The organism is Methylocella sp., assembly GCA_037200525.1.
Lineage (GTDB): Bacteria > Pseudomonadota > Alphaproteobacteria > Rhizobiales > Beijerinckiaceae > Methylocapsa.
The window spans coordinates 4,831,869-4,856,539 of the sequence record JBBCGG010000001.1 but is presented as its reverse complement, the minus strand read 5'-3'; the positions used below and the strand labels follow the sequence as shown (position 1 = coordinate 4,856,539).

Genomic DNA, 24,671 nt, shown 5'->3' with positions numbered 1-24,671 from the left:
CGATGGAATATGTGAAGCTTGGTCACACTGGACTTGACGTCTCTCGTCTCTGCCTTGGCTGCATGACCTATGGGGAGCCCAACCGCGGGACTCATAGCTGGACTCTGGACGAGGAGAAGAGCCGACCTTTCATCAAGAAAGCGCTCGAGCTCGGCATCAATTTTTTCGACACGGCCAATGTCTATTCCGATGGCTCGAGCGAAGAGATCCTCGGCCGCGCGCTCAAGGATTTCGCGACGCGCGACGATGTGGTTATCGCGACGAAAGTGCACGGCCGCATGCGCCCCGGACCTAATGGGCAGGGTCTGTCGCGTCGGGCGATCATGACTGAGATCGACAACAGCCTGCGTCGCCTCGGCGTCGAATATGTCGACCTCTATCAGATTCATCGCTTCGATTACGGGACGCCGATCGAAGAGACGCTCGAAGCCTTGCATGATGTGGTCAAGGCCGGCAAAGCCCGCTACATCGGCGCCTCGTCCATGTATGCGTGGCAGTTCGCGAAAATGCTCTATGTCGCTGGGTTGAACGGCTGGACGCGCTTTGTGACGATGCAAAACTATCTCAATCTCCTCAGCCGCGAGGAAGAGCGCGAGATGCTGCCGCTCTGCCGCGCGGAGGGCGTTGGCGTCATCCCGTGGAGCCCGCTCGCGCGGGGTCGCCTGACGCGCGACTGGGACGAAGTGACCGAGCGGGCGGCAAGCGACGAATTCGGCCGGACCCTCTATGCCACTACCGTCGACGCCGACCGCAAAGTCGTGGCGGAAGTGGCGGAAATCGCGCGGAAGCGCGGGGTCCCGCGGGCGCAGGTGGCTCTTGCCTGGGTGGCGCAGAAGCCGGGCGTGACGGCCCCGATCGTCGGCACCTCAAAACTTCATCATCTCGACGATGCGGTGGCGGCTCTGTCGCTGAAACTTACCGCCGAAGAAATCGCGATTTTGGAAAAGGCTTATGTGCCGCACCCCGTGGTCGGCTTCAACTGATCTTCAGCCTTGCGGCCGAGTCCTTATAGCGAGGAGAGGCTTCGTCATGGCGACTTCCTCGATCGGCGATGGTAGAGCGCATTGCTGATCAGCGATTAAGAGGGGCGCAAAATAACGCGGTGTTATTTGCCCCCTCGGACATGAAATCGTTTGGCGCAGTCCTCAACGGTTTCAGTCCTCGCGGCTGCGCCGGCGCGGAGGCGTCCGTTGCCGACGAGGCACAACAGCCTCGTCAAATATTGGCGATCACGGCGCGTTCGCTCAAGCCCGGCGCGGTAAAACCAAAGACGCGACCGTAGAAATCGAGTTCGAGCTCCAGAACGCGGCGCAGAGTCTCGGCTTTGCGGAATCCGTGACCCTCGCCCGCGAATGCGTAGTACGCGACGGGCAGCGCCCGCGCCGTCATGGCCGCGACCATTGTTTCAGCCTGATTGGGCGGAACGGTCTTGTCGTCCTGGCCTTGGAAAAAGATCACCGGGCAGGCGAGGCGATCAAGATGATGGATCGGCGATCGCTCAAGATAAAGCGCTTCTGCCTGCGGCAGCGGACCAATCAGCCTGTCGAGGTAACGCGACTCGAACTTATGCGTGTCCCTGGCGAGCAACATCAAATCCGCGACGCCATAGAGGCTGGCTCCGGCTTTGAACAAATCTGAGGAGGTTAGCGCCGCGAGCGTGGTGAAGCCGCCGGCGCTGCCGCCGCGAATGGCGAGGCGGGCGCCATCGACCAGCCCTCGTTCGACCAGGGATTGCGCGGCCGCGCTGCAATCCTCCACATCGACAATGCCCCATCGACGGTCGAGCAGGCGGCGGTAGGCGCGGCCAAAACCGGTCGAACCGCCGTAATTGACGTCGACGACGCCGATGCCGCGGCTGGTCCACCATTGTACGTTCAAATTGAAATGATTCGTCGTCATGCTGGTAGGCCCGCCGTGCGACAGCACGACGAGCGGCGGCAGGGCGTTAGCCGGGCCTTCATAATCGCGATTCTTCGGTGGATACCAGAAAGCGTGTCCCGCGCCGTGGGAAGTTGGAAATGTGATCGGCTCGCCGATCGAAATAGTCTCATCCGGCAGAATTGCGGGCGCAGCGGCGCGGACGGCGATCGTCGCCGCCTCGCCCAATTTTGGCTGGATGACGATTGCCGGCGGCGCGGTTGGCGGCGTTGCGATATAGGCCAGTCCATCGCCGATCGGTTGCGGACATTCAGCGACCTGGCCGATGTCGAGCAGCGCGATCTTGCCCTCAGCGATCACGGCGGCGCGCTTCACGCCGTCTTGCGCGATCGCCGCGACGATGCGCCCGTCGGGCAAAAAAGCGTAGTAGCGCTGGTGGAACACCCAGTGCGGGCCGCCAATCTCAGCATCGATCGGGGAGATGGCGACATCGACGCCGTCGATATGAGCGTAAATATTCCACCAGCCGCTGCGATCAGAAGAAAAATGCAAAATGCCGTCGGCCGACCAGCTTGGCTGCACAATCGCTTCCGGCGCATTTGCGCCAGCGACGAGCTTTGGCGTTCCGAGCGCGCCGCCCTTGGCAATGCCGGCGAAGTAAAGCCTCGTGGCGTCCCAGGGCATGTCGGGGTGATCCCAGGCGATCCAGGCGAGCCTTTCGCCATTTGGCGAAAGGCGCGGCGAACTCAGGAAATCGGGACCTTCGATCAAAATTGTCTCGGGGCCGGCGTTATCGAGCGACAAGGCGACGATCGCGGCCTTTGGATCGTTCGGCGGGCGGTCGCGGTGATCTTCCCGGACGGCCAGGACGCAACGCTGCGCCAAATCCAGCTCGAAATCGGCATAGCGACAGTCGTCCGGCGTCGCAATTCTGCGCGGCGGCCGGTTACCCTCGATGACCCAGACCGCGCCATCCTTGCGCTCGCTGAAGACGATGACGCCGCTTTCGACGCCAAAAGCGCCGCCGCCATATTCATGAACCCGGCTGCCAACGTTGAAAGGCGCTGGGGTCAGTTCAACGATTACGCCATCAGCGCCGCGCCGGCACAAAACCGTGCGGCCGCTCTCGGACGGCCGACTCTCCAGCCAATAGAGATTTTGGCCATCGACAGTCACGCCGCCAAGGCCGATCGCTGCGGCGGTCATGAGTTCGACGGTGACCGGCGAGATCCAGGTCCCGTAAGGCGCTTTTTTGCTCATGCGGGCGGAAATGCAGGCTTGCAGGCGGCGAGGCGGAGCGAAATGGAAATTGCTGGAAGGGCGTCAGAAAAGCTCATGGCGACATTATGGGCCAGCCGGTCGAGCGGGCGCAAGACACGGAGCAGCTGGTCGCCACATGTAAAGCGATCGTGACACAACATCTTATTAAGCTATATATATATTTATACATTATAGAGCGTCGCGACTGGAGCTATCCGGTCGTCGCCTTTGGCCTAAGGGACGGTTTATGGCGAAAAGCAAACCCGGATATGGCAAGCTGCGGATCGCCTCCGTTTCCGTCGTTCTCCGTTTGCCGAATGGGGGAATTTTCGGGCCCGAAGATCTCGCCTTGACCGACGCGATTCGCGTCGAGCGTTCCATCATTGGCGCGAGCCGCGCTTTGCAACTGTCATATCGGACTTGCTGGCTAGGCGTCGATGCGCTGAACCGCACCTTCGACAGTCCCGTCGTCGCGACATTTCCGGGCAGGCGCGAGGGGGGAGCCGAGATTACCCAATTCGGCGAACGACTTGTCGCACTTTACCGTTCGATTGAACGCCACGCCGCCAGTTCCTCGAAAAAAACCCTTGAGGAGATTAGCGCTTCACTTGATTGGAATTTTGATTCAAAGGCCAAGGTCGCGGCTGCGGCGCGCAATGGGGCCTGAGTTCGCGGCCAGAGATCGCCACGGCCTTGATCATCACCCAGGCGCGAAGACCGCACGCGAGAGCAAGGCGCTCGACCGATTCACGCGTGATCAACGCATGCAAATGCGTCTCGCCAAGATTGAACGTCGCCCGAACATAAGGCGGCTTCAAAAACGCAATTTCGACGATCTCTCCAGGCAGGCGATTGGTGATCGATACATCCATCGGCCGCGATAAAGCGACCGAGACGTCGCTGGCGTCGATGCTGACGATGGCTCCAGAACCGATCGGATAATCGATCAGCGGCACGCGCAGCTCGCCGTCCGCGAAGAACAATGTGCTTAGCGCCATCGCCTCGTCGTGGCGAAGGACGCGTGCGGAAAGCGCCGTCTTTAGCACGGGCCGGGCGGCCGGTTTTCTGCTAGCCTCCAACATGATTTTCGCCGGTGTTCGGGCGGCTTTTGTAGTTACGGCCGCCTCGGCCTACCGCCCATATTTATCTTCTAGCGGCGCGACTCCAAAGAAGCTATGTAAAAATGGTCGCAGTTAATCTGTGAATTCGGGCTCGACGCCCGACATCCTTCTGGTTTCTCGGCGGAGGCTCAAAAAATGAAGATTTCAGCCCGCAACGCTCTCGAAGGCACCATCAAGGACGTCAAGAAGGGCGCCACCACGGCCCACGTCGAACTCGAGCTTAAGGGCGGCGGGATCGTCACGGCCTCGATCACCAATGAAGCGGTCGAGGAGCTGGGGCTCGCCAAGGGCAAGAAAGCGCACGCCGTCATTAAATCGTCCGATGTTATGATCGCAGTCGAGTAAACTTTTCCATTGCGGGAGAGCTGCGGGTCCCCAGGAGTTGGATTCGCCGCTGGCGTAATCAGGCTTTCGGCGGCGTGTAGCCGATCCGCAGCGATTCTTTGGCGTTGCTCGTCAGAACTCCTTGGATCTTGCCGCCGAGCGCCTCGAGAATCCACGGCAGCTGCGCCTCAATGCGCAGACTATCCGCCATGACATCGATTTGCCCGGTGACGGTCTGGCCAAAAACCACCACCCGCAGATCGGCTCTGTCCCCGGTCCAGTTGATTTCCGAATAGCCGAGTTTGTCGACATAGGACGAGCGCAACACGTCAATGCGCTCCGCGATGCGCTTTTTTGCGGCTTCCACGCCAAGATTATGCGGCACGACGACGACGATCGATTTTGGCATCAGGGCTCCTCCGATCCCATCTATGTAGACAGTCGAGGCTTCGCGCGAAAGAACGTGAAGGCCAAATTGACGCGAGCCCGGACGAGCTCGAGCCTTGTTTTTTGCCTCGATTGCACTGATCTAACAGGGAGTGTGAACTCAACTGTGTTTCTTCGAAGAAGGGGAGCGTCATGTCTTTTCACCTCGGCGAAACCACAGCCGCTTTGAGGATCGCAGTCAAAGGCATGCATTGCGCCTCCTGCGTCGGGAGGGTCGAAAAGGCCGTCGGCGCTGTTCCGTCGGTCGCCTCGGTCTCGGTCAATCTCGCGACGGAGCAGGCCAATGTCAGTTTTGTCGGGCCCGCCGATCTTGAGGCTGTGATCGCTGCGATCAACAAAGTGGGCTATGCCGCCGTTCTGTCCACCGCGCAGTTCTCGATCTCCAAACTAGATTGCGAGGACTGCGTCAATCGCGTCGAAGACGCTTTTCAGAGCGTTGAGGGCGTCGTCGAGGCCAATGTCAATCTTGCGGCTGGGACGGGCACGGTGCGATTTGTCCGCGGAGCCACGGACGCAGGGACGATCGCCAAGGCGGCGACAGAGGCGGGTTATCCGACGCAGGAAATCAAACCCGACAATCACGCCCATGGCCACGTTCACGAAGGCCGGACGGACGCTGAAGCTCTGACCCGCGCCACAATCCTGGCGTTTGTCCTGACGTTGCCTGTCTTTGCGCTCGAGATGGGCTCCCATATCTTTCCCGCCGTTCATGCGTTTGCGATGGAGCGCATCGGGATGCAGACAAGCCGGATCATTGAATTCGTTCTGACCGCGATCGTGCTTTTTGGACCGGGATGGAGGTTCTTCGCGAGCGGCATACCCGCGCTGCTGCGCGGCGCGCCGGAAATGAACGCCCTCGTTGCGCTGGGCTCTGGCGCGGCCTTCGCCTATTCGGCGCTGGCGACCTTCGCCCCAAGCCTGTTCCCGGCTGGAACGGGCCAAGTCTATTTCGAATCCGCTGCAGTGATCGTCACCCTGATTCTGCTTGGCCGCAGTTTGGAGGCGAGAGCGCGCGGTCGCTCGGGAGAAGCGATCCAACGTCTGATCGGCCTCAAACCACAAAGCGCCACCGCGCTGCGAGAAGGAAAAGCCATCGAGCTCCCGCTTGATGAGGTTGTGGTCGGGGACATTGTTCTGGTCGAACCGGGCGAAAAAATCCCGGTCGACGGGAAAGTAATCGAGGGCTCGTCTTTCGTCGACGAATCTATGCTGACCGGCGAGCCGCAGCCGGTAACCAATGGCGTCGGCGCAGAGGTCGTTGGCGGCGCGATCAATACGACAGGGAGCTTTTCCTTTAAGGTTACGAAGACCGGCGCGGATACGGCTTTGGCTCAGATCATCCGCATGGTGCAGCAGGCGCAAGGGGCGAAGCTGCCGATTCAAGCGCTCGCCGACAAGGTGACGTCCTGGTTTGTGCCGGCCGTGATCGCGATCGCGATTTTGACCTTCGCGTTGTGGTTCTGGCTTGGACCGGAGCCCTCTCTCAGCCATGCGCTGATCGCCATGGTCGCCGTGCTGATCATTTCCTGTCCTTGCGCGATGGGGCTTGCGACGCCGACCTCGATCATGGTGGGGACCGGCCGCGGCGCCGAATTGGGCGTCTTGTTTCGCAAGGGCGACGCTTTGCAGAGCCTCGCCGGCGCAACGGCGATAGCCTTGGATAAGACTGGCACCATCACCAAGGGGTCACCCGCGCTCACCGATTTCGTGGCGGCCCCAGGATTCTCGCGCGCCGACGTGCTGGCTCTCGTCGCCGCCGTCGAAGCGCGTTCCGAGCATCCGGTCGCGGTCGCCATTTTGGCCGCCGCGCAAAAGGAAGGACTAGTCGTCAAGCCGGCTGAGCATTTTATCGCCAAGCCCGGCTTTGGCGTTGAAGCTACTGTCGATGGCCGCAATGTTGCGGTGGGCGCTGATCGCTTCATGGCTTTGCGCGGAATCGACGTTGAGAGCTTTTCAAGCGAGGCGGCGCGTTTTGGCGCGGAGGCCAAGTCGCCGCTCTATGTCGCGATAGACGCCAAGCTCGCGGGCCTGATCGTCGTCGCCGATCCGCCTGCGCCGAATGCGCGGAGCGCCGTCGCGGCGCTGCGGGGGCAGGGGCTCGATGTCATCATGGTCACCGGCGATAATGAAAGGGCGGCGCAAGCCATCGCCAAGGCGGTCGGCATTGACAATGTCGTCGCAGAAGTCCTGCCTGAAGGTAAGGTCAAGGTCCTCGAAGATCTTCGCGCGGGTCATAAAACGATCGCCTTCGTCGGCGACGGCGTCAATGACGCTCCGGCCCTGGCGCGCGCTGATGTCGGTATTGCGATTGGCGGCGGCACCGACGTCGCGATCGAGGCGGCTGACGTGGTCTTGATGGGCGGCGACCTTGGCGCGGCGGCGACCGCGGTGGCGCTGAGCCGGGCGACGATGCGCAATATCAAGCAGAACCTGTTCTGGGCTTTCGCCTATAACGTCGTGCTGATCCCTGTTGCGGCGGGCGCCCTTTATCCTGCCTTCGGAATTCTTTTGTCGCCTATGCTGGCGGCTGGCGCGATGGCGTTTTCGTCGATTTTCGTGCTTCTCAATGCGCTGCGGCTGCGTCGCTTTTCGCCGCCGTTGCCGCGGGCCGCCATTGCAGGCAGGGCCGAGGGATTGCGGCAAGCGCCAGCCGAATAAGGGTAATTGGAGCCTAAAACCTTTCGAAATATAGGAGCGACGCGGGCTTCGTGTTAACAGCCTGCTTTGTTTGAGCAGGATCTCGCAATGCCAACCGATCTTCGCCGCGCCGCACGGGCGCTGATTTCCGTTTCCGATAAGACTGGACTTATTGATTTCGCGCGCGGCCTCGCAGCTCTTGGAGTTGAACTCGTCTCGACGGGGGGGACGCACAAGGCGCTCCGCGATGCCGGGCTCGCAGTCCGCGATGTCGCCGACCTCACCGGTTTTCCCGAGTTGATGGACGGCCGGGTCAAAACCCTGCATCCCAAAGTCCACGGCGGCCTGCTGGCGATCCGCGAAAATCCGGAGCATGAGGCCGCGATGCTGGCGCATGACATCACGCCGATCGATCTCCTCATCGTGAATCTTTATCCGTTCGAGGCGACGATCGACAAGGGCGCCGATTTCGACCAGTGCATCGAAAATATCGACGTCGGCGGCCCGGCCATGATCCGCGGCGCCGCCAAAAATCACAATGATGTCGCCGTTATCGTCGCTGTCGAAGACTACGGCGCTGTTCTTGCCGAACTGCAGGCAAATTCGGGGGCGACCACGCTGGCCTTGCGCCGGCGACTGGCGCAAAAGGCCTTTGCGCGCACAGCCGCCTATGACGCGGCGATATCGAATTGGCTTGCCGAACAGATCGGCGAGACCTCGCCCGCCTTCCGCGCCTTCGGCGGCAAGCTCGTCCAAAATTTGCGCTATGGCGAAAATCCGCATCAGAACGCAGCTTTCTACGCGACGCCGCAGCGCAGGGTTGGCGTTGGAACGGCGCGGCAGGCGCAAGGCAAGCAGCTCTCCTACAATAATCTCGGCGATACCGACGCGGCCTTTGAACTCGTCGCGGAATTTGATCCCAATCGCACGGCCGCCGTCGCCATTATCAAGCATTCGAACCCGTGCGGCGTCGCCGAGGGGGCGAGCCTCGAGACCGCCTATGCGCTGGCCCTGCGCTGCGATCCCGTCTCGGCCTTTGGCGGGATCATCGCCCTGAATCGCAGGCTGGATGCGGCGGCCGCGGCCGAGATTGTCAAGATTTTTACCGAAGTCATCATCGCGCCGGAAGCCGATGACGAGGCGATCAAGATCATCGCCGCCAAGAAGAATCTCCGTCTGCTCCTGACCGGAGGGCTGCCTGATCCGCGCGGACCGGGCATTCTCATGCGTCCGGTCGCCGGGGGCCTTCTGGTGCAGGGGCGCGACAATGCGGTTGTCGACGATATGGACCTTCGCGTCGTAACTCAGCGCTCGCCAAATGATGCGGAATGGCGCGATCTCAAATTTGCGTTGCGGGTCGCCAAACACGTTAAGTCGAACGCTATCGTCTATGCAAAGGACAGCGCGACGGTCGGCATTGGCGCTGGGCAGATGAGCCGCATCGATTCAACGCGGATCGCGGCGATGAAAGCCGCCGACGCCGCAACGCTTGCCGGATTGTCCGGCAGCCTCGCGAAAGGCTCCGTCGTCGCCTCTGACGCGTTTTTTCCATTCGCCGACGGCGTCCTGGCCGCCGCCGAGGCAGGCGCGACCGCGCTCATTCAGCCGGGCGGCTCCGTTCGGGACGAGGAAGTCATTAAGGCTGCAGATGCCGCCGGTCTCGCTATGGTTTTCACCGGTGTGCGGCATTTTCGTCACTAAGAGGGGCCGATTCGGGCGCGGCCCCTGCGCGGCCATAGTTCGGCCCGAATCTCGGAATTACTATCCCATTGTTTTCAAAAAGCAATTGTTCGCAATTTTTTGTTACCTTGCGGTGCAGCAAAGTGTGCTAAGTCACCCCCGGTTCATCTCGCAACTGCGATAGTCGGTTCGACGTTGAGGTTCTCCTGAAGAGTTAAGGCTCGGGAAACCTCCCGCAGTTATCGATGAACAGCTAGCGGAGATTGAGGTTATGCGCATTAGTTTGACGGACGCCATCGAGGGGGGCCGCGTTCTTTATCCGATCGGTAAAATCGAAGCCGCGTCCGCTTGGCACGGCGCCGACGCCGACGCTTCCCAGGACAATTGGCGCGAACTCGCATTGCGCGAACTCGTTCTCCGGGCGGAAGACATTGATGCTGACGCCATCATTGGCCTCGACTTTCAGACGGTCGCCGTTGTTCCCGTCGAGGGATCGGGGCTGAACCTGAAGCGCGTTCTGGCCACTGGAATTGCCGTCAAGCTGTCGTTATCATTGGCTGCATAGCGCATGAATGTCGAAAAGTTGTAGACTTTTCAGATGCATCCATGCGTCCCATGCGTGGAAGTTAAAGCCATAAAGCGCGTGAGCGCTTTGATTTGGGGCTTTCTGTCGCGGTGTGCTTCTCTCTGAAGACCAGTATGCCGCGAACCCCATTTGCTCGGGACACGGGAGGCGCTGAAATAGGCTCCCGTCAGTGCTCCTCATGCGGTCCAATGTTGCGGATCGATTGAGTGAATTGATCGACCTGGTCGTCGTAATGTTCGGCTGTATCCGGATCTATTATGGCGACCGGCGCGGAGACGACGAGGCCGGCGGCATGGCCAACGGATGCGGCGGCCCCGGCGGTCGTCTGCATGATCTTCTCGCCAAATCCCACGCGTGAATCGGTCAAGGTCTGGCCGGATGCGAGGGTGCTGCCGATCAGCTCCACAACTTTCGGATCTTCGGCAAATTTGCCATGGTTGAATTCGTCGTGCGAAGGAAAGCTGGTCAGGTTAATGACCTCGATTTTCTCCCGCGCCAGCATGTCTTTGAAGGGCTCGACGTCGGGATTTATGTTTCCTAGCCGTGGAGCGCCCCAGACCTGACGCGAGGCCGCAAGCGCGCGATCATCCTCAGACAAAAAGAGCGTGAATTTCGGCCGGTTCGGCCCCATGGTCGCGATCTGCTCGCGCGCGATATCGACGTCGACGTCGGGCGCAGCGAGCAAGACGATTTTGATTTTTGCGGCGACCCGTCCGTCCCGGATCGCCATTTGCCTCAGCGCTTCAAGCGTCACCCAATTACCCATCGAATGGGCGAGAATGGAGATTTCCTCGACCTGGGGATCTTTCGCCATGAAGCGCAAAAGCGCCTCGAGGGCGTCGCGCGAGTAATTTGAGCTTTCGCGGTCATATCCATAGGCAAAGAGATTGCCCTTCGAGGGCCAGGTGAACAGGACCGGCGCAACGTCGGCGTAGGATCCTGAATCGTGGAGAATCTGGGCGAAACGAAACACTGCATCTTCGAAGCGATTGTTGAATCCGTGCACAAAGACAAGCGCTTTGTGTTTCCGAGATTCGCGAAGAAGCCGCGAGAATGTGGCGATCGCCTGCGGTCGGTCGATGATGTCAGCTTTGAGCGCCACGAAATCCGTGGCCGGATTGCCGGGAAGCTGTTTTGGCCACTGAACCTGCCCGATCTGGCGCGTTCCGTCTGGCGGGATTGAAACGACAATATCGGCGAAGGCGGGCTCGATAGCGCGGCCGCCGGAAAACATTTCTGCCGCCGACTCGGCCTTCGTACGCGTCGTCGCAACCACCATTTCGACGCGCTCGGCCCCAGGCGCGCTATCGGCGACGGGCAGAAGAAAGCCTTTGAGATTGCCGGAGCACGCCCCAACGCTCAAGGTAGAGGCGATAAGCGCCAGCGCGACGCCCCGGCGCGCACTGAAAAAGGAAGAGCCGGAACGTTTCAAAGCGCGGAAGCGCCTCTGTTTGCAATGCTCCAAATGAATGTGACGCATTTCGCCAACCAAATTCACGCCGCGCCGCCCCGCCGAGGTTAGGCAGGAGGCGCTGAACCGTGACTTTGTAGGCTTAAACCGTCAAGAAAATATAATGGCCAGCAGCTATTCGAGATAAAAATAGGCTGACGGGAAGTTTTGGCGCCACAGCCGGCCGCGAAGTCCTCACGCGCTGCGACGCTCGAGATCTTGGACCAATTCTTCATTCACTTCGTCCGTCCAGACCCTGAAACTCTTCAGGATATGGGGGCCAAATGACGTTGCGAGCGGAATGTCGGTGGCGTCGCGGCCGCGCGATACGGTGATCCGGCCGATGCGCGGGCCATTGTGGCGGGCGTCGAATGTCATCCAGCGCCCGTCCAAATAGACCTCGAACCATGCATTATAATCCATCGGCGCCGGATCCGCCGGCACGCCAATGTCGCCCAAAAAGCCGTTTGCGTAACGCGCGGGAATATTCATGCAGCGGCAAAACGTAACCGCAAGATGAGCAAAATCCCGGCAGACGCCAATGCGTTCATTATAGGCTTCAAAAGCGGTGCGGGTCGCGCGGGCGTGTTGGTACCCGAAGGTCAGATGATTGCAGACGAAATCGCAAATCGCCTGCACTCGGGCCCGCCCCCGAGGCGTCGAGCCGAACAATTGCCAAGCAATGTCGCCAAGCCGGTCGGTTTCACAGTAGCGGCTACCGAGCAGAAACATCAGCGTATCGCTCGGCAATAGCTCAAGCGGAACCTCCTGCGCGGGTCGTTCGTCGCGATCGGGAAGGCCGCTGTCCTCGATCACGGCATCCCGCGTGACGGTGAGATCGCCGCTCGGCGCAATGAATCTACGCACGCAATTGCCGAACGCGTCGAAATAGGTTGTCGAGGCTATTTGCGGCGTGGTCACGAAGGGGGTCCGAAAGCGCATACGTTGATCGTAGTCGCGATGCGCGTCGAGAAGGCAAACCATCAAGGTTGGCTGGGAACAGCTGAAGGTTAATTCATAGCCGTGGCGTATCAACATTGGCCTATTCCATTGCGCGCTTGATGATGCCTCGTTAGTGGGAGCCCTCTCGGGCTCCAGCGTCAGCCGCGTGTCATAAAGCCGGGCGGGCGCAGTTGGGTTCCCGCGGCATTAGCCCATATGTTAGGCAATGCGCTCGTAAGTCCCTATCAGGAGACCTTTGGCGAGGACATGGCCGCGCAATATTTCGAGGATTTCCTGTTTTCCCGGCGCACCATCGATCTCGGGCCGGCGATCGATCGCATAAACCTCGAACACATAGCGATGCGGGCCGTTTCCGGGCGGCGGATCGGGCGGCGACCACTCCGCCTTGTGAAACGAATTGCGGCCGAGAAGCAACCCTTCAATAGCGGCGTTCTCGTCTGTCAAGGCGCCGGGAATAAGATCATCGTCAAGGCCGGGCTCCTTGACGGCCACAGCATGAATCAAGGGCGCGGGGGTTGGGCTGTCGGCGTCCTCAACAAGCAGCACGATAGCTGCGGCTCCATCCGGCACGCCGCGCCAGCGCAACGGCGGCGATTCCCTTTCGCCGTCAACGGTGAACAGCGGCGGAATTGGTTCATTATCTTCGAAGGCGACGCTTTCCACCCTGATCGTCTCCGGGGCTTCCAAGGCGGGGTCGGCATAGATCAATTTTTCCAGGCCGGGGCGAAGGTCCTTGGTTGCGTGGCCATTCACAGCGCGTATTTTTTCCTGCATGGCGATCAACCCCTCTTCAACTTGGCTGAACGCGCCGGACGCGCAAATGGTTTCATGACGGCCTCGGTCCAACGAGGTTTAGCCCTGATAGGCGACAAGCAGCGCGCCGCAGGCGATGAGGACTATGCCTATCCAATTTGGTCCAGACAGGCGTTCGCCGAGAAATACGACGCCGAAAATCGCGACGAGGACGGTCGAAAGCTTGTCGATCGGGGCGACCCGCGCGGCGTCGCCGATCTTCAGAGCGCGAAAATAACAGATCCATGAGGCGCCGGTGGCAAGGCCGGAGAGCGCCAGAAACAGATAGGTTCGCGGCGAAATCGACCCCAACGGCTGAAATTGCCGGGTCGCGGCGAGGATCGCAGCGAGGACCGCGACGATGATCAATGTGCGGATCAAGGTCGCCAGATCGGAATTGACGTTGGCGACGCCAATTTTGGCGAAAATCGCCGTCAAGGCCGCAAAACTGGCCGACAGCAGAGCCCAGAACATCCAGGACTCTGTCCAGGCCTTCATTGCCTCTCGCCTTCGCTGTCCGCGAGCAACGCAGCTTGATGATGAGTGATGAGGGCGTCGATCACTTCGTCGAGGGCCTCGCCCGTGATGATCTTTTCCAATTTGTAGAGCGTGAGATTGATGCGGTGGTCGGTCAGACGGCCCTGCGGAAAATTATAGGTGCGGATGCGCTCCGAACGGTCGCCCGAGCCGACTTGCGAGCGGCGGTCGGCGGCGCGTTCGGAGTCGAGTTTTTGCCGTTCGGCGTCGTAGATCCGCGAGCGCAATAGCGACATGGCGCGCGCCCTGTTCTTGTGCTGGGAGCGCTCGTCCTGGCAGAAGACGACGATGCCGGTTGGAATATGGGTGATGCGGATCGCCGATTCCGTCTTATTGACGTGCTGCCCGCCGGCGCCTTGCGCGCGCATCGTGTCGATCTTCAGATCGGCTTCATTGATATCGACATCGACCTCTTCGGCCTCCGGAAGAACCGCGACGGTCGCAGCCGACGTATGGATGCGCCCTTGGGTTTCGGTATCGGGCACGCGCTGGACGCGATGCGCGCCGGATTCGAATTTCAATCGCGCGAAGACGCCGCGTCCGGCGATCTCGGCGACGATTTCCTTATAGCCGCCGGCGGTCCCCTCGCTCGCCGACATGATCTCGACGCGCCACCCTTTCGACTCCGCATAGCGTTGATACATGCGGAATAGATCGCCTGCGAACAGCGCGGCCTCGTCGCCGCCGGTGCCCGCGCGCACTTCGAGAATGGCGCTTTTTTCGTCGTCGGCATCCTTCGGCAGAAGCGAGATCTTCAAATCCTGTTCGAGGCCTTCGAGCCGTGCCTGCGCTTCGCGTAGTTCCTCTTCGGCGAGGTCGCGCATTTCGGCGTCGGTCGCCGGATCAGCCAGCATGGCCTCGAGTCCAGCGACTTCGCTGGCCTGCGTGCGATAATCGCGAATGGCTTTGGCGACTTCCTCGAGACCGGCAAGCTCGCGCGACAAGGCGACGAACACGGCAGGCTCGGCGGCTTGCGTGAGACGGGCGGAGATTTCCTCGTGACGGCGAAGAATGAGATCGAGCTTATCTTGCGGCAGCATGGTTCGGTTCAAATGAGACAGGGCGCGAGAAAACGGCGAAGCAAAGGTTTGCTACACCGGAATGCCTTGGGCTTCCGCGAATGTGCGTATCCTGTCGCGCAAGGAATGGCTACCCGTCGTCTCCTCGACGAGGCTGACGGCGAACGCCTCCACCTTGGCGAGATTGATCGCGAGCACCATCGCCTTTACCGGTCCGATCGAAGCCGCGGACATGGAGAAGCCCCGATAGCCGAGCCCGATCAGGATCATGGCCTCCAGAGGCTTGCCGCCCATTTCGCCGCAAAGCGTCAACGGCGTCGACGTCGCTCTGGCCTTATCGGCGATGCGTTTCAACGCGCGCAGGGCAGGAGGCGACAAAGGATCAAATCGCGGCGAAACCCGCTTGTTGTCCCGATCGGCGGCGAACAAATACTGCATGAGATCGTTCGAGCCGACCGAGAGAAAATCGACGCGGCGGCAGATTTCATCAAGCTCCCAGAGCAGGGACGGCACCTCGACCATGATGCCGAGCTTTAGATCGGTTGGCGGCTGGCGTCCGTGCCGCAGCAAATGCGCCATTTCGAGGTCGACCATGGCCTTGGCCGCCTCGAATTCCTCGAGCTTGGCGATCATCGGAAACATGATGCGCACTTCGCGACCGGCGCCGGCCCGAAGCAGGCCGCGCAATTGCGTGCGCAAAAGCCCGGGCCGGTCGAGACCAATGCGGATGGCGCGCCAGCCGAGCGCCGGATTCTCTTCCTGCAATTGGGTCATGTAAGGAAGGATTTTATCGGAGCCGATATCGAGCGTGCGAAACGTAATGGATTTGCCTTGCGCGCTGTCGAGCGCGGCGCGGTACAGAGCCTCTTGCTGACCCATTTTTGGAAAACGCGAGGCGAGCATGAATTGAAGTTCGGTGCGAAACAGTCCGACCGATATGGCGCCGGTTTCGGCGACATGCTGCAGGTCGACGAGAAGCCCTGCGTTCATGTGCAAATCGATCGCAACCCCGTCCTTGGTTACGGCGGCGACGTTGCGCAGCCGGCGATATTGCTCCTGCCGTTTCGCGCGCAGCCGCGCCTTCTCGGCATAGGCATGTTGGACATCTGGGGTCGGCCGGACGTGAACATCGCCCGATAGGCCATCGACGATAATGGCGTCGCCGGGCTCGACGAAATCGAGGATATTGGCGACATCGCCCACCGCCGCGATGCCAAGCGCGCGGGCGACAATGGCGACATGGCTGCCGGCGCCGGCGTCTTCGAGCACGAGGCCGCGCAGCTTCGAGCGATCATATTCGAGTAGCGCGGCGGGACCCATGGAACGGGCGACGATGATCGCATTATCGGGCAATTCATCATGTGCGGAGACGAAGCTCTGCCCGGTTAGCTGATGCAGCAGCCGATTGGCTAGATCGTCGAGGTCATGCAAGCGCTCGCGCAACGACGGTTCGGTGCGGCGTTGCAATTTGGCGCGGGCGTCGTTCTGAACGCGCTCGACCGCAGCCTCGGCGGTGAGCCCGGTCGCCACCGCCTCCCTCAGGCGGCGCAGCCAGCCGCGGTCATGCGCGACCATGCGGAAGGTCTCGAGCACGTCGCGATGTTCGCCTGGCCCCATATTGCCGCTTTCGATCAGACTGTCGATCGAATCGCGCATAGCGCCAATTGCCTTGTCGAGGCGCTCCATCTCGTGCTTTGCATCTTCGGCGACGAGCTGTTTGATGATGATGCGCGGCTCATGCAGGACGACATGGCCAAGACCGACGCCCTCGGCGAGCGTCGCGCCATGAAGGGCGCGGGGCCGACGAAGGGCGATGTCGGCGCCGGGCTGAACGAGCGATTGCAGTTCGCCCGAGGCTATCATCTCGGCCAGCAGCATGGCCGTGGTCTGCAGCGCCTCGATCTCCTCCTCGGAATAGGCGCGGCGCGCTTTGTTCTGGACGTCGAGGACGCCAAGCGTATTGCCGCCGCGGAGAATCGGAACCCCGAGGAAAGAGGAGTAGATTTCCTCGCCGGTTTCCGGCCGGTACGAGAAGGCTGGATGGTGCTGCGCGTCCGCGAGGGCGAGAGGTTCGGCGGTTTCCGCAATGAGGCCAACGAGGCCTTCGCCGGCGCGCATGGTGGTCAGGTGAACCGCCTCGCGGTTCAGCCCTTCCGTCGCGTAAAGCTCAAGTCGGCCATCGGCGCGCAGAACATAGACGGAACAAACTTCCGCGACCATATTGGCAGCGATATGGACGACGATCTTGTCGAGCCGAGCCTGCGGGCTGACCGGCTCCGCCATAACTTCGCGAAGCCTGCGCAGCAGCAGACGCGGTCCGCCGAGGGCGCCATACATGGCTGTTTCCTGTTCAGGCCTGAAGGCCTCTTCATCGCGCATCTGGAAGCCCGATCGCTCGAAAAGAGCGTTATGAGGGCTCCAGACTTTGCTTCTGCTCGCCTTCGTCCCGTTTAACCAGTGCAAACTCCGGACCGCAAGAGATTGTAGGGCATTTGCCCAAGAATGCGCGCCGATTCTCGCCTCAGGCTTTATCCAGGCCATAAAGCGAATGGAGGGTGCGGACCGCGAGCTCTGTGTACGCCGCTTCAATCAGCACCGAGAATTTGATCTCGGAGGTAGTGATCGCTCTGATATTGATGCCTTTTTCGGCAAGCGCCTTGAAAGCGAGCGCGGCGACGCCGACATGGCTGCGCATCCCGACGCCGATCGCTGAGATTTTAACGACATCATTGGCTCCGTGGACGCTGGCGAAACCAATTTGCGGTTGCGCTTTATGCAAAATTGCCTTGGTGCGCTCGAAATCGGCGGCTGAAACCGTAAACGTCATATCCGTCGACCCCGAATTTTCGGAGGCCACTTGGATGATCATGTCGACGTTGATGTTAGCTTCAGCTAGAGGCATGAATATGGCCGCTGCTACGCCGGGGTGATCGGCGACCTGACGCAACGTCACCTGCGCCTCGTCCCTCGAAAAAGCGATCCCGGTGACGACCTGCTGCTCCACAATATCCTCCTCGTCGCAAATCAGGGTGCCAGGCTGCGGATTTTCCGGATCGTCGAAGGACGACCGGACGAAGGTCTTGACCTTATGCACCATGGCCAGTTCGACCGAGCGCACCTGCAGGACTTTCGCTCCGAGCGAAGCCATTTCCAGCATTTCCTCGAAGGCGACGCGGTCGAGCCGCCGGGCCTTGGGGACGATGCGCGGATCGGTCGTATAGACCCCATCGACGTCAGTATAAATGTCGCAGCGGACGGCGTCGATGGCCGCGGCGACCGCCACGGCGCTGGTGTCCGATCCGCCGCGGCCGAGCGTTGTGATGCGGCCGGTCTCTTTGCTGACGCCCTGAAACCCGGCGATGACCGCCACTTCGCTTCGCGACGAGAATCCGTCGAGGATCACCGATCCATCAATGTCAACAATGCGCGCCGCGCCATGCGAATCGGAAGTGAGGATCGGAACTTGCCAGCCTTGCCACGACCGCGCCGGAATGCCGCATTCTTGTAAAACGATGGCGAGCAAGCCGGCCGTCACTTGTTCGCCGGAGGCGACGACGGCGTCATACTCGCGCGGGTCGTAAAATTTGGCGCCGTCTTCACACCAGCCGACAAGCTCATTTGTGCGGCCTGACATGGCGGAAACGACAACGGCGATATCGTGCCCCGCCTTGCGCTCGCGCGCAACGTGCCTTGCTGCGTTGCGGATGCGTTCCAGGTTTGCGACCGAGGTGCCGCCGAACTTCATAACTTGACGGGACATCGGGTTGAAAGCAGCCCTTTACTGCGCATTCTGCGGAATTGATACAAATTGCGCCGATTTGCCTTAATCGGACCAGAGGGCCTATCAAGGCAAATCGGCGTTCGCCGGCGCGGCGACGCGATCGGCGGGGCATTCATGCAAAGGCCGGCGCGGCAAGTCAATGGAATTCAAGCCATGGCCCAACACGAAAAGTTTCGCCCCAACTCGACGATCGATCCGGAGGATATCGCGCGTTTCGACCGACTCGGCGAGCAATGGTGGGATTTGGGCGGGCCGATGGCGGCTCTGCACAAGTTCAATCCTGTCCGAGTCGCTTATCTGCGCGACATGCTCAGCCGTCATTTCAAGATCGAGGGCCGCCCGCACGATCAGCATGCTCCGCTGCCGCTGCGCGGCCTGCGCGTGCTCGACATCGGATGCGGCGGGGGCATTCTCAGCGAATCGCTGGCGCGGCTTGGCGCAGAAATGACGGCGGTCGATCCGGCTCCCCGCAACATTGGGGTGGCCAGCGCGCATGCGGGCCGCGAGGGGCTTTCGATCGATTATCGCTGCACGACCGCTGAGGCGCTCGTCGCCGAGGGCGCGAGCTTCGACGTCGTCTTGGCGATGGAGGTTGTCGAGCATGTGCGCGATGTCGACGGATTCCTGCGCCATTCCGGCGCTATGGTGCGGCCCGGCGGGGCGCTGGTTGCGGCGACATTGAATAGAACGTTGAAAAGTTTCGCTTTTGCGATTGTCGGCGCCGAATATGTTCTGCGGTGGTTGCCGAGAGGAACGCATAACTGGAACCAGTTCGTCACCCCACGCGAGATGGCGAAGGCATTACGCGCGGCAGGGCTTCAGATCACCGACGAGACGGGAGTCGTGTATAATCCTTTGAGCGACAAATGGCGGCTCGCCCGCGACATGGACGTCAACTACATGATGGTGGCGCAAAAGCGCGGTTGATTTGGAGCGCCTCGCCGAGCGCATCAAAAACCTCCGTCCAGTCGCCGCGCCGGTTCTGGCGAAACAGCCGCATTGAGGGATACCACGGGCAGTCTTCCCGCTGCAGCAGCCAGCGCCAGTCGGGAGATTGCGGCAAAACCACCCACACCGGCCGGCCGAGAGCGCCCGCGAGATGAGCGATCGAGGTATCGCAGGCGATGATCAAATCGAGGCTCTGCATCACCGCGGCCGCATCGATGAAACGGTCCGCGCCGGCGTCGAAATCGGGGCCGAGGTTTTCCAGAGGAAAGGCGGCGCGCTCATCGAGCGCGGAAAGGTTTTCCGGGCCGGGGAGGGCGGGCTGATTGCGCTGTGACGGGCCGGGGTCGATTTTCTGGAGGCTGATCAGCCGCACGCCCTTGCCCGCTAGCGGCGCGAAACAGGCCAGCGGCAAAGCGCGGCCGGCGTCGGCCCTGAGATCGGCGTTGCCCCGCCAGCAAATGCCGACCTTAAAATCCCGTGACCCGAGCCGCGCTCGCCATTTTTGAACGAGAGCTGGTTCGGCGGCAAGGTAGGGCGTAGCGGCGGGAATTGTGGACAGCCTTGTCTTCAGCGCGCGGGGAAGGCTGCAAAGGGCGATCTGATAGTCGAAGCGCTTGATGTCGTCGAGGCTATCGATCAGCGTGACGGCGACGGCCAAGCCCCTGAAAAGCCGGCGCAGGCCCGAGCGACAGAAAAAAGCGACGTGTGCGCCCGCCTCGTTCAACAGATGCAGAAAGCGGACGAATTGAATGGCGTCGCCAAGACCCTGCTCGTCGAAAACAAGGATGGTCTTGCCAGCGAGCGGCTGCCCCTCCCACTCCGGAACGGCGAGCTTTAGCGCGTGTTTCGGCGTTTGCCCGACAATCCAGCGCCATTCATAAAGATCCCAGCCCGCCTCGAAATCGCCAAGGAGTAGAAGCAGGGCGGCCTTATTGTTTTTCACATGGGCGGACGTGGGCTCTAACGCCAAGGCCGCGTCGAAATTGGCGAGAGCTTCGTCGAAGCGGCAAAGGCGCTTCAGCGCGACCGCGCGCCCAGATAATGCAGTTGGGCTGGATCGCCAGAGCCTTATCATAAGAGGCGAGCGCCGCATCCGCCTGCTGCAACGTCAGTAAAAGGTTGCCGCGGTTGCACCATGCTTGGGAGGATAAAGGGTCCAATCGCAAAGCCGCGTCGAAGGCCGCGCCAGCCTCCTCAAGGCGGCCGATAGCGTGCAAAGCGGAGCCGCGGTTGTTCCAAATCCCGGCATGATTCGGTTGCTCCTTGAGCGCGCGATCGTAAGACGCAAGCGCCGCGTCGAAACGGCGGAGGCTTTGCAAAAGATTGCCGCGATCGATCAAGGCCTCGGCGAAGTCTGGACGCAACGCAAGGCTTCGTCGAAAAATTCCAGCGCACTCTCGTGGCGTCCAAGGTTGCGCAGAACCAGGGCGCCTGCGCGCAAGGCCTCCGGATAAGCGGGATTGTGCTTCAAGGCCGCATCATAAGAGGCGATGGCCTCCTCCAATCGCCCGGTTTCGCGCAACAGATTGCCGCGATTGTAAAAAAGCGCCGGCTCTGAAAGGCCGAGCCGGAGAGCCTCATCATATGAGGCCAGCGCATCTGGGCGGCCGAGTTGATGCAGCGCCGTCCCGCGATTGAACCAGGCCGCGCTACAAGCGCAATCAAGATGCAAAGCGCGATCGAACCATGAGAGCGCCATGGCATCGTCTCGAGCGCTCAAATAAATTAATCCGATGAGATTCGATTTGATCGGACTTGCCTCATCGGCCGTTCGCACGGCGCCGAGGCGTATGAGCGCATCATCGGCTCGCCCGGCGGCGAGACAGGCGATGGCGTCATGGATGGCCGCGTCGATCTTATGGTCCAAAGCCCCTTGCCTTCAACTGTGCGTCGACAGCCGCTTGCGGCTCAGAACTCTACTAAAGAGCAATAAGCTTTCGCCGGGCTGGACAGTCTCAGAAGCGCGGGCTTGGCTTCGACGCCGGCGCGTTCAACATTGCGGTCCGGGGCGTGTTGCTTTACAAGTTAGCGAAATGGGGGCGCTGCTAAATGGCTGATGACAAGGATGAGCGTTTCAACATAAAAACCGCATCCGACGGGCCTCCCAGTCCTCTTGATCATGAATCTTCCGCCGAGTCCGGCGCGGCGCAGAGCGAAGCAGCCGCAGTTGCCGCGGATGCGGTTGAGCCTGCATCCAATATCGAGCCAACAGCCGCCTCGGAAGCGGCTCCAATCGGACCAGCCGCGCCCGAGACGCCAAAGCCGCGAGCTCCCTCTCGCGCGCCGGCCTTGGCGGGCGGCATCGTTCTGGGCGCTCTCATAGGCGTCGGCGGCGCCTTGGGGCTGCGTTATATGGATACATCGGGAAGCGCCGACGTCGAAGCGCGCGTCGCCGATTTGAACGCACGCGCTGATTCAATCGAGCTGAAGACCGAAAACTCGATCGCGGCTCTGGCTGCGCTGGGAAGCCGCGTTGACGCGACGGAGAACGCCGCGAGCAAATCCGCCGCCGCGACAAATTCGGCGCTCAGCGGATTGCAAGAGGCTCTCGTCGCCCGGCCAGCCGCGATGGCCGACACGCCGCAATCATCCGTTGCGCCGGCTCCAGATCTCGGACCGCTTAACGCCCGAACCGATGCGATCGAGCAAAAGCTTGGGTCGCTTGAGGCGGCGGTGGCCTCCAGCGCGAGCGCCAAGCAATCCGCGCCGCCGCCGTCTCCAGATCTTGGACCGCTCAAGGCCCGAACTGACGAGATGGAGAAAAAGCTTGCGACGTTTGCGGCGGCGCTCGCGGCGTCTCAATCTGAGATCCGCGCCCAGCAGGATCGCGAGAAAGCCTCTGCGGCGCAGCAAAGCTCCCTCGTTCAGTCCGCCGCCCAGTCCGCAACGCAATCCACCGCGATTGTCGCCGAGAGCGTGCGGCAAAAATTGGAGCGCGGCGCTCCCTTCTCCTCGGAATTCGCGGCGCTCGAGAACCTTGGCGTCGAGCCGGCGAAATTGGCGCCGCTGCGCGCCGTCGCCAAAACCGGCGTCGCCAGCATCGGCAAACTCGCCGACCAGTTTGAGGCAGAATCCGCCGCGATCTTGGCGGGGGAGCCCGCCAAGGACGACGCAAGTTTTATCGACCGCTTGACCCATGATGCAGCCAATCTCGTGCGCGTCCGTCGCCCTGGCGCCGCCGACGGCAGCGACGTCGAAAGTCTCGTGACCCAAATCCAGAGCGCGCTGGCGCGTTTCGATGTCGGAAGGGCTTATGTCTTATGGACGCAACTGCCGGGCCCGGCGCAGGCCAAGTCGGCCAGTTGGGGCGAAGCCGCCAAGGCGCGTCTTGACGCCCTGAGCGCGGCCGCCGCTATCGAGAGCGATGCCGTTGCGGCTCTCGGCAAGTCGAAATCCTAATTGGCTGAGTTCTGAACCGAAGCCCTTGGCGAGGAAAACATGATCCGGGTCCTTCTGTTCTTCGCTGTTTTGATTGCTTTGGCGTTCGCAGAGGCATGGCTGGTCGACAGGCCGGGCGACATCGTCCTGAATTGGCAAGGCTACCGCATTGAAACCTCGGTCGTCGTCGGAATCGGAGCGGTTATCGTCGCGGCCGCGGCGCTTGTGGCCTTGTGGACCTTGGTGCGCTTCGTCTTCAAAATTCCTTCGCTCATGTCGCTCGCCACGCGTTCGCGCCACCAGCAAAAAGGTTACGCCGCGCTGTCTCGAGGCATGATCGCCGTCGGGGCGGGCGACGCCCAGGCTGCGCGCAAATCCGCCGCTGAGGCGCAAAGACTTTTGCGGAACGAGCCGCTCGCTTTGCTGCTGAAGGCGCAGGCCGCGCAGCTTTCGGGCGAGCCGCATCAGGCCGAAGCGGCCTTCAAGGAAATGACCGAGCGCAACGATATGCGTCTCCTCGGCCTGCGCGGGCTCCATGTCGAAGCCCAGCGACGCGGCGATGCGGAACAGGCGAACCACTATGCCAGCGCGGCGCGTGAAATTGCGCTTCTGCCCTGGGCGGCGCAGGCGAGTTTCGAACACAAGGTTGCCGGGGGAGACTGGCAGGGCGCTCTGACGATGCTGGAAACCTCCGCCGCGGCGAAGGTTGTCGACAAGGAGGCCCGCGAACGTCAGCGCGCCGTGCTGGAGACAGCGATTGCGCTCGAAAAGATCGAGACGGCGCCCAATGAGTCGCTGCGCCTTGCGCGCCTGGCGATCAAGCGCGAGCCGTCCCTTGTCCCCGCCATCGCTTTGGCCGCGCGGCTGCTGACCCAAAACGGCGAAGTGCGTAAAGCGACGAAATTGATCGAATCATCCTGGGCGATCGCGACGCATCCAGGTCTGGCGAAGCTTTATCTCGATTTGCACCCGGGCGAATCCAATGCCGGCCGACTCTCCAGGGCGTTGACGCTTGCGCGGCTCGCCCCGCGCGAACCGGAAAGCAAAATCACGGTTGCGGAGGCGGCGATCGCCGCTGGCGACTTTAAAGCTGCGCGCGAAGCCATGCAGCCGCTGATCGAGGGGCCCCAGCGGCCGACGTCGCGCATGTGCCTGATCATGGCCGAACTCGAGGAGGCCGAACATGGCTCCGCCGGCTACATTCGCGAGTGGCTGACGCGCGGTTCAACCGCTCCGCGCGATCCGACTTGGGTCGCGGATGGGATGATCTCCGACCAATGGCTGCCGACGTCGCCCGTGACCGGAAAACTCGATGCGTTCGCGTGGCGAAGTCCAGTCAAGGATCTCGGCCCGGATCCTGAGGCTGATAAGGCGATTGTCGCCCAGATCGCCGGCCCTCGTCCGACGCTGTTGATTGAGGAAACGCGTAGAAAGGCGCTGTCGCCGCCAAAGTCCGAATCAGGGCCGGCTGCAGAGGATTCGGAGACATCCGAACCAAAGCAAATTTCCGGGTTGGAGCCAACCATCGCAGCCACCCTTCAGTCTCCCACGCCGGTGGCGGATCAAACAGGCGTCGTTGAAGAAATGCCTCAACCGCCGGAAAGCGAGCCTCACAACGAAGGCGGGCATGAGGGGGAAAAACCAAAGCCGCGCGGCTTGGCCCAGCTTTTTGATGTGCGGCCAAGATAACGGAGCCGAGTCTTGCGAACATCGGCCGATACGGCTAAGAGGTGACGGCGCAAAGCGCGTTTTCGATTTGATCGAAATGCCGCAATAGCTCAGCTGGTAGAGCACCTCATTCGTAATGAGGGGGTCGGGAGTTCGAATCTCTCTTGCGGCACCAACAAAATCAAATACTTAGGGTCAAATT

The 24,671-nt window shown here is 61.2% G+C and carries 21 protein-coding genes and 1 tRNA gene; 10 read left to right on the top strand and 12 right to left on the bottom strand.

The window, feature by feature from the left end:
* The first annotated feature begins 2 nt into the window (after nucleotides 1-2).
* A complete protein-coding gene (locus tag WDN46_23965) occupies nucleotides 3-983 on the top strand; it encodes an aldo/keto reductase (GenBank protein ID MEJ0096347.1) in 981 nt (326 codons plus the stop codon).
* 232 nt (nucleotides 984-1,215) lie between these two features.
* On the opposite strand, the gene WDN46_23960 is transcribed toward WDN46_23965, so the two are convergent.
* Nucleotides 1,216-3,138, bottom strand: a complete 1,923-nt coding sequence (locus WDN46_23960) for a S9 family peptidase (GenBank protein ID MEJ0096346.1) — start codon at nucleotides 3,136-3,138, stop codon at nucleotides 1,216-1,218.
* A 247-nt stretch (nucleotides 3,139-3,385) separates the two neighbouring features.
* On the opposite strand from WDN46_23960, the gene WDN46_23955 reads away from it, so the two are divergent.
* Nucleotides 3,386-3,805, top strand: a complete 420-nt coding sequence (locus tag WDN46_23955) for a ModE family transcriptional regulator (protein MEJ0096345.1) — start codon at nucleotides 3,386-3,388, stop codon at nucleotides 3,803-3,805.
* Here the strand turns inward: WDN46_23955 and WDN46_23950 are convergent.
* Nucleotides 3,735-4,220: a TOBE domain-containing protein gene (locus tag WDN46_23950; GenBank protein MEJ0096344.1), complete on the bottom strand. Its 486-nt coding sequence runs from the start codon at nucleotides 4,218-4,220 to the stop codon at nucleotides 3,735-3,737. The two genes, WDN46_23955 and WDN46_23950, sit on opposite strands and share 71 nt — an antisense overlap.
* Before the next feature lie 174 nt (nucleotides 4,221-4,394).
* On the opposite strand from WDN46_23950, the gene WDN46_23945 reads away from it, so the two are divergent.
* Entirely contained in the window at nucleotides 4,395-4,604 is a 210-nt protein-coding gene (locus tag WDN46_23945; GenBank protein ID MEJ0096343.1) for a TOBE domain-containing protein, read from the top strand.
* 58 nt (nucleotides 4,605-4,662) lie between these two features.
* Here WDN46_23945 and WDN46_23940 read toward each other — a convergent pair whose 3' ends face one another.
* Nucleotides 4,663-4,992 (bottom strand): polyhydroxyalkanoic acid system family protein, encoded by a 330-nt coding sequence (locus WDN46_23940; GenBank protein ID MEJ0096342.1) that lies wholly within the window; start codon nucleotides 4,990-4,992, stop codon nucleotides 4,663-4,665.
* Nucleotides 4,993-5,162: 170 nt separating this feature from the next.
* Here WDN46_23940 and WDN46_23935 point away from each other — a divergent pair, with 170 nt between their 5' ends.
* The 3 genes from WDN46_23935 to WDN46_23925 all read left to right on the top strand — a co-directional run bounded on the left by WDN46_23935 (nucleotide 5,163) and on the right by WDN46_23925 (nucleotide 9,912).
* The gene (locus WDN46_23935; GenBank protein ID MEJ0096341.1) at nucleotides 5,163-7,688 is read left to right on the top strand and encodes a copper-translocating P-type ATPase; all 2,526 of its coding nucleotides are present in this window, start codon (nucleotides 5,163-5,165) and stop codon (nucleotides 7,686-7,688) included.
* An 87-nt stretch (nucleotides 7,689-7,775) separates the two neighbouring features.
* Nucleotides 7,776-9,368, top strand: coding sequence for a bifunctional phosphoribosylaminoimidazolecarboxamide formyltransferase/IMP cyclohydrolase (purH, locus tag WDN46_23930; protein ID MEJ0096340.1), 1,593 nt, complete (start codon nucleotides 7,776-7,778; stop codon nucleotides 9,366-9,368).
* A gap of 250 nt (nucleotides 9,369-9,618) precedes the next feature.
* Nucleotides 9,619-9,912, top strand: a complete 294-nt coding sequence (locus tag WDN46_23925) for a heavy metal-binding domain-containing protein (protein MEJ0096339.1) — start codon at nucleotides 9,619-9,621, stop codon at nucleotides 9,910-9,912.
* Nucleotides 9,913-10,099: 187 nt separating this feature from the next.
* Here WDN46_23925 and WDN46_23920 read toward each other — a convergent pair whose 3' ends face one another.
* From WDN46_23920 to WDN46_23890, 7 genes are all read right to left on the bottom strand, one after another.
* Complete coding sequence (locus WDN46_23920) at nucleotides 10,100-11,398, bottom strand: alpha/beta hydrolase (protein MEJ0096338.1); 1,299 nt, start codon at nucleotides 11,396-11,398, stop codon at nucleotides 10,100-10,102.
* A gap of 180 nt (nucleotides 11,399-11,578) precedes the next feature.
* Nucleotides 11,579-12,421 carry a transglutaminase family protein gene (locus WDN46_23915; GenBank protein ID MEJ0096337.1) on the bottom strand — a complete coding sequence of 281 codons (843 nt, stop codon included), beginning with the start codon at nucleotides 12,419-12,421 and terminating at the stop codon, nucleotides 11,579-11,581.
* 123 nt (nucleotides 12,422-12,544) lie between these two features.
* Nucleotides 12,545-13,120, bottom strand: a complete 576-nt coding sequence (locus tag WDN46_23910; GenBank protein MEJ0096336.1) for a YbhB/YbcL family Raf kinase inhibitor-like protein — start codon at nucleotides 13,118-13,120, stop codon at nucleotides 12,545-12,547.
* 78 nt (nucleotides 13,121-13,198) lie between these two features.
* Nucleotides 13,199-13,636 (bottom strand): EamA family transporter, encoded by a 438-nt coding sequence (locus tag WDN46_23905; GenBank protein ID MEJ0096335.1) that lies wholly within the window; start codon nucleotides 13,634-13,636, stop codon nucleotides 13,199-13,201.
* On the bottom strand, nucleotides 13,633-14,715 hold the full coding sequence (prfA, locus tag WDN46_23900; protein ID MEJ0096334.1) for a peptide chain release factor 1: 1,083 nt from the start codon (nucleotides 14,713-14,715) through the stop codon (nucleotides 13,633-13,635). Before prfA ends, WDN46_23905 begins: the two co-directional genes overlap by 4 nt.
* Nucleotides 14,716-14,766: 51 nt before the next feature.
* A complete protein-coding gene (gene ptsP, locus WDN46_23895) occupies nucleotides 14,767-17,031 on the bottom strand; it encodes a phosphoenolpyruvate--protein phosphotransferase (protein ID MEJ0096333.1) in 2,265 nt (754 codons plus the stop codon).
* A 184-nt stretch (nucleotides 17,032-17,215) separates the two neighbouring features.
* Complete coding sequence (locus WDN46_23890; protein MEJ0096332.1) at nucleotides 17,216-18,454, bottom strand: aspartate kinase; 1,239 nt, start codon at nucleotides 18,452-18,454, stop codon at nucleotides 17,216-17,218.
* 174 nt (nucleotides 18,455-18,628) lie between these two features.
* Between WDN46_23890 and ubiG the strand changes: the two genes are divergently transcribed.
* The gene (gene ubiG, locus WDN46_23885) at nucleotides 18,629-19,402 is read left to right on the top strand and encodes a bifunctional 2-polyprenyl-6-hydroxyphenol methylase/3-demethylubiquinol 3-O-methyltransferase UbiG (protein ID MEJ0096331.1); all 774 of its coding nucleotides are present in this window, start codon (nucleotides 18,629-18,631) and stop codon (nucleotides 19,400-19,402) included.
* Here ubiG and WDN46_23880 read toward each other — a convergent pair.
* Entirely contained in the window at nucleotides 19,368-20,498 is a 1,131-nt protein-coding gene (locus tag WDN46_23880) for a tetratricopeptide repeat protein (protein MEJ0096330.1), read from the bottom strand. The genes ubiG and WDN46_23880 overlap by 35 nt on opposite strands.
* A gap of 261 nt (nucleotides 20,499-20,759) precedes the next feature.
* Entirely contained in the window at nucleotides 20,760-21,290 is a 531-nt protein-coding gene (locus WDN46_23875) for a tetratricopeptide repeat protein (GenBank protein ID MEJ0096329.1), read from the bottom strand.
* A 182-nt stretch (nucleotides 21,291-21,472) separates the two neighbouring features.
* Between WDN46_23875 and WDN46_23870 the strand changes: the two genes are divergently transcribed.
* From WDN46_23870 to WDN46_23860, 3 genes are all read left to right on the top strand, one after another.
* Entirely contained in the window at nucleotides 21,473-22,822 is a 1,350-nt protein-coding gene (locus WDN46_23870; GenBank protein MEJ0096328.1) for a hypothetical protein, read from the top strand.
* 39 nt (nucleotides 22,823-22,861) lie between these two features.
* Nucleotides 22,862-24,490: a heme biosynthesis HemY N-terminal domain-containing protein gene (locus tag WDN46_23865; protein ID MEJ0096327.1), complete on the top strand. Its 1,629-nt coding sequence runs from the start codon at nucleotides 22,862-22,864 to the stop codon at nucleotides 24,488-24,490.
* 78 nt (nucleotides 24,491-24,568) lie between these two features.
* Nucleotides 24,569-24,644: transfer RNA gene (locus WDN46_23860), tRNA-Thr, on the top strand.
* Nucleotides 24,645-24,671: the final 27 nt, after the last annotated feature.

Bases quoted from the DNA above. Each gene is read 5' to 3' on its own strand.
- prfA (MEJ0096334.1), bottom strand. From the start codon at position 14,715: ATGCTGCCGCAAGATAAGCTCGATCTCATTCTTCGCCGTCACGAGGAA.
- WDN46_23915 (MEJ0096337.1), bottom strand. From the start codon at position 12,421: ATGTTGATACGCCACGGCTATGAATTAACCTTCAGCTGTTCCCAGCCA.
- WDN46_23880 (MEJ0096330.1), bottom strand. From the start codon at position 20,498: ATGATAAGGCTCTGGCGATCCAGCCCAACTGCATTATCTGGGCGCGCG.
- WDN46_23870 (MEJ0096328.1), top strand. From the start codon at position 21,473: ATGGCTGATGACAAGGATGAGCGTTTCAACATAAAAACCGCATCCGAC.
- WDN46_23965 (MEJ0096347.1), top strand. From the start codon at position 3: ATGGAATATGTGAAGCTTGGTCACACTGGACTTGACGTCTCTCGTCTC.
- WDN46_23945 (MEJ0096343.1), top strand. From the start codon at position 4,395: ATGAAGATTTCAGCCCGCAACGCTCTCGAAGGCACCATCAAGGACGTC.
- WDN46_23865 (MEJ0096327.1), top strand. From the start codon at position 22,862: ATGATCCGGGTCCTTCTGTTCTTCGCTGTTTTGATTGCTTTGGCGTTC.
- purH (MEJ0096340.1), top strand. From the start codon at position 7,776: ATGCCAACCGATCTTCGCCGCGCCGCACGGGCGCTGATTTCCGTTTCC.
- WDN46_23925 (MEJ0096339.1), top strand. From the start codon at position 9,619: ATGCGCATTAGTTTGACGGACGCCATCGAGGGGGGCCGCGTTCTTTAT.
- ptsP (MEJ0096333.1), bottom strand. From the start codon at position 17,031: ATGTATGGCGCCCTCGGCGGACCGCGTCTGCTGCTGCGCAGGCTTCGC.
- WDN46_23905 (MEJ0096335.1), bottom strand. From the start codon at position 13,636: ATGAAGGCCTGGACAGAGTCCTGGATGTTCTGGGCTCTGCTGTCGGCC.
- WDN46_23935 (MEJ0096341.1), top strand. From the start codon at position 5,163: ATGTCTTTTCACCTCGGCGAAACCACAGCCGCTTTGAGGATCGCAGTC.
- WDN46_23955 (MEJ0096345.1), top strand. From the start codon at position 3,386: ATGGCGAAAAGCAAACCCGGATATGGCAAGCTGCGGATCGCCTCCGTT.
- WDN46_23960 (MEJ0096346.1), bottom strand. From the start codon at position 3,138: ATGAGCAAAAAAGCGCCTTACGGGACCTGGATCTCGCCGGTCACCGTC.
- WDN46_23940 (MEJ0096342.1), bottom strand. From the start codon at position 4,992: ATGCCAAAATCGATCGTCGTCGTCGTGCCGCATAATCTTGGCGTGGAA.
- WDN46_23910 (MEJ0096336.1), bottom strand. From the start codon at position 13,120: ATGCAGGAAAAAATACGCGCTGTGAATGGCCACGCAACCAAGGACCTT.
- WDN46_23950 (MEJ0096344.1), bottom strand. From the start codon at position 4,220: ATGTTGGAGGCTAGCAGAAAACCGGCCGCCCGGCCCGTGCTAAAGACG.
- ubiG (MEJ0096331.1), top strand. From the start codon at position 18,629: ATGGCCCAACACGAAAAGTTTCGCCCCAACTCGACGATCGATCCGGAG.
- WDN46_23890 (MEJ0096332.1), bottom strand. From the start codon at position 18,454: ATGTCCCGTCAAGTTATGAAGTTCGGCGGCACCTCGGTCGCAAACCTG.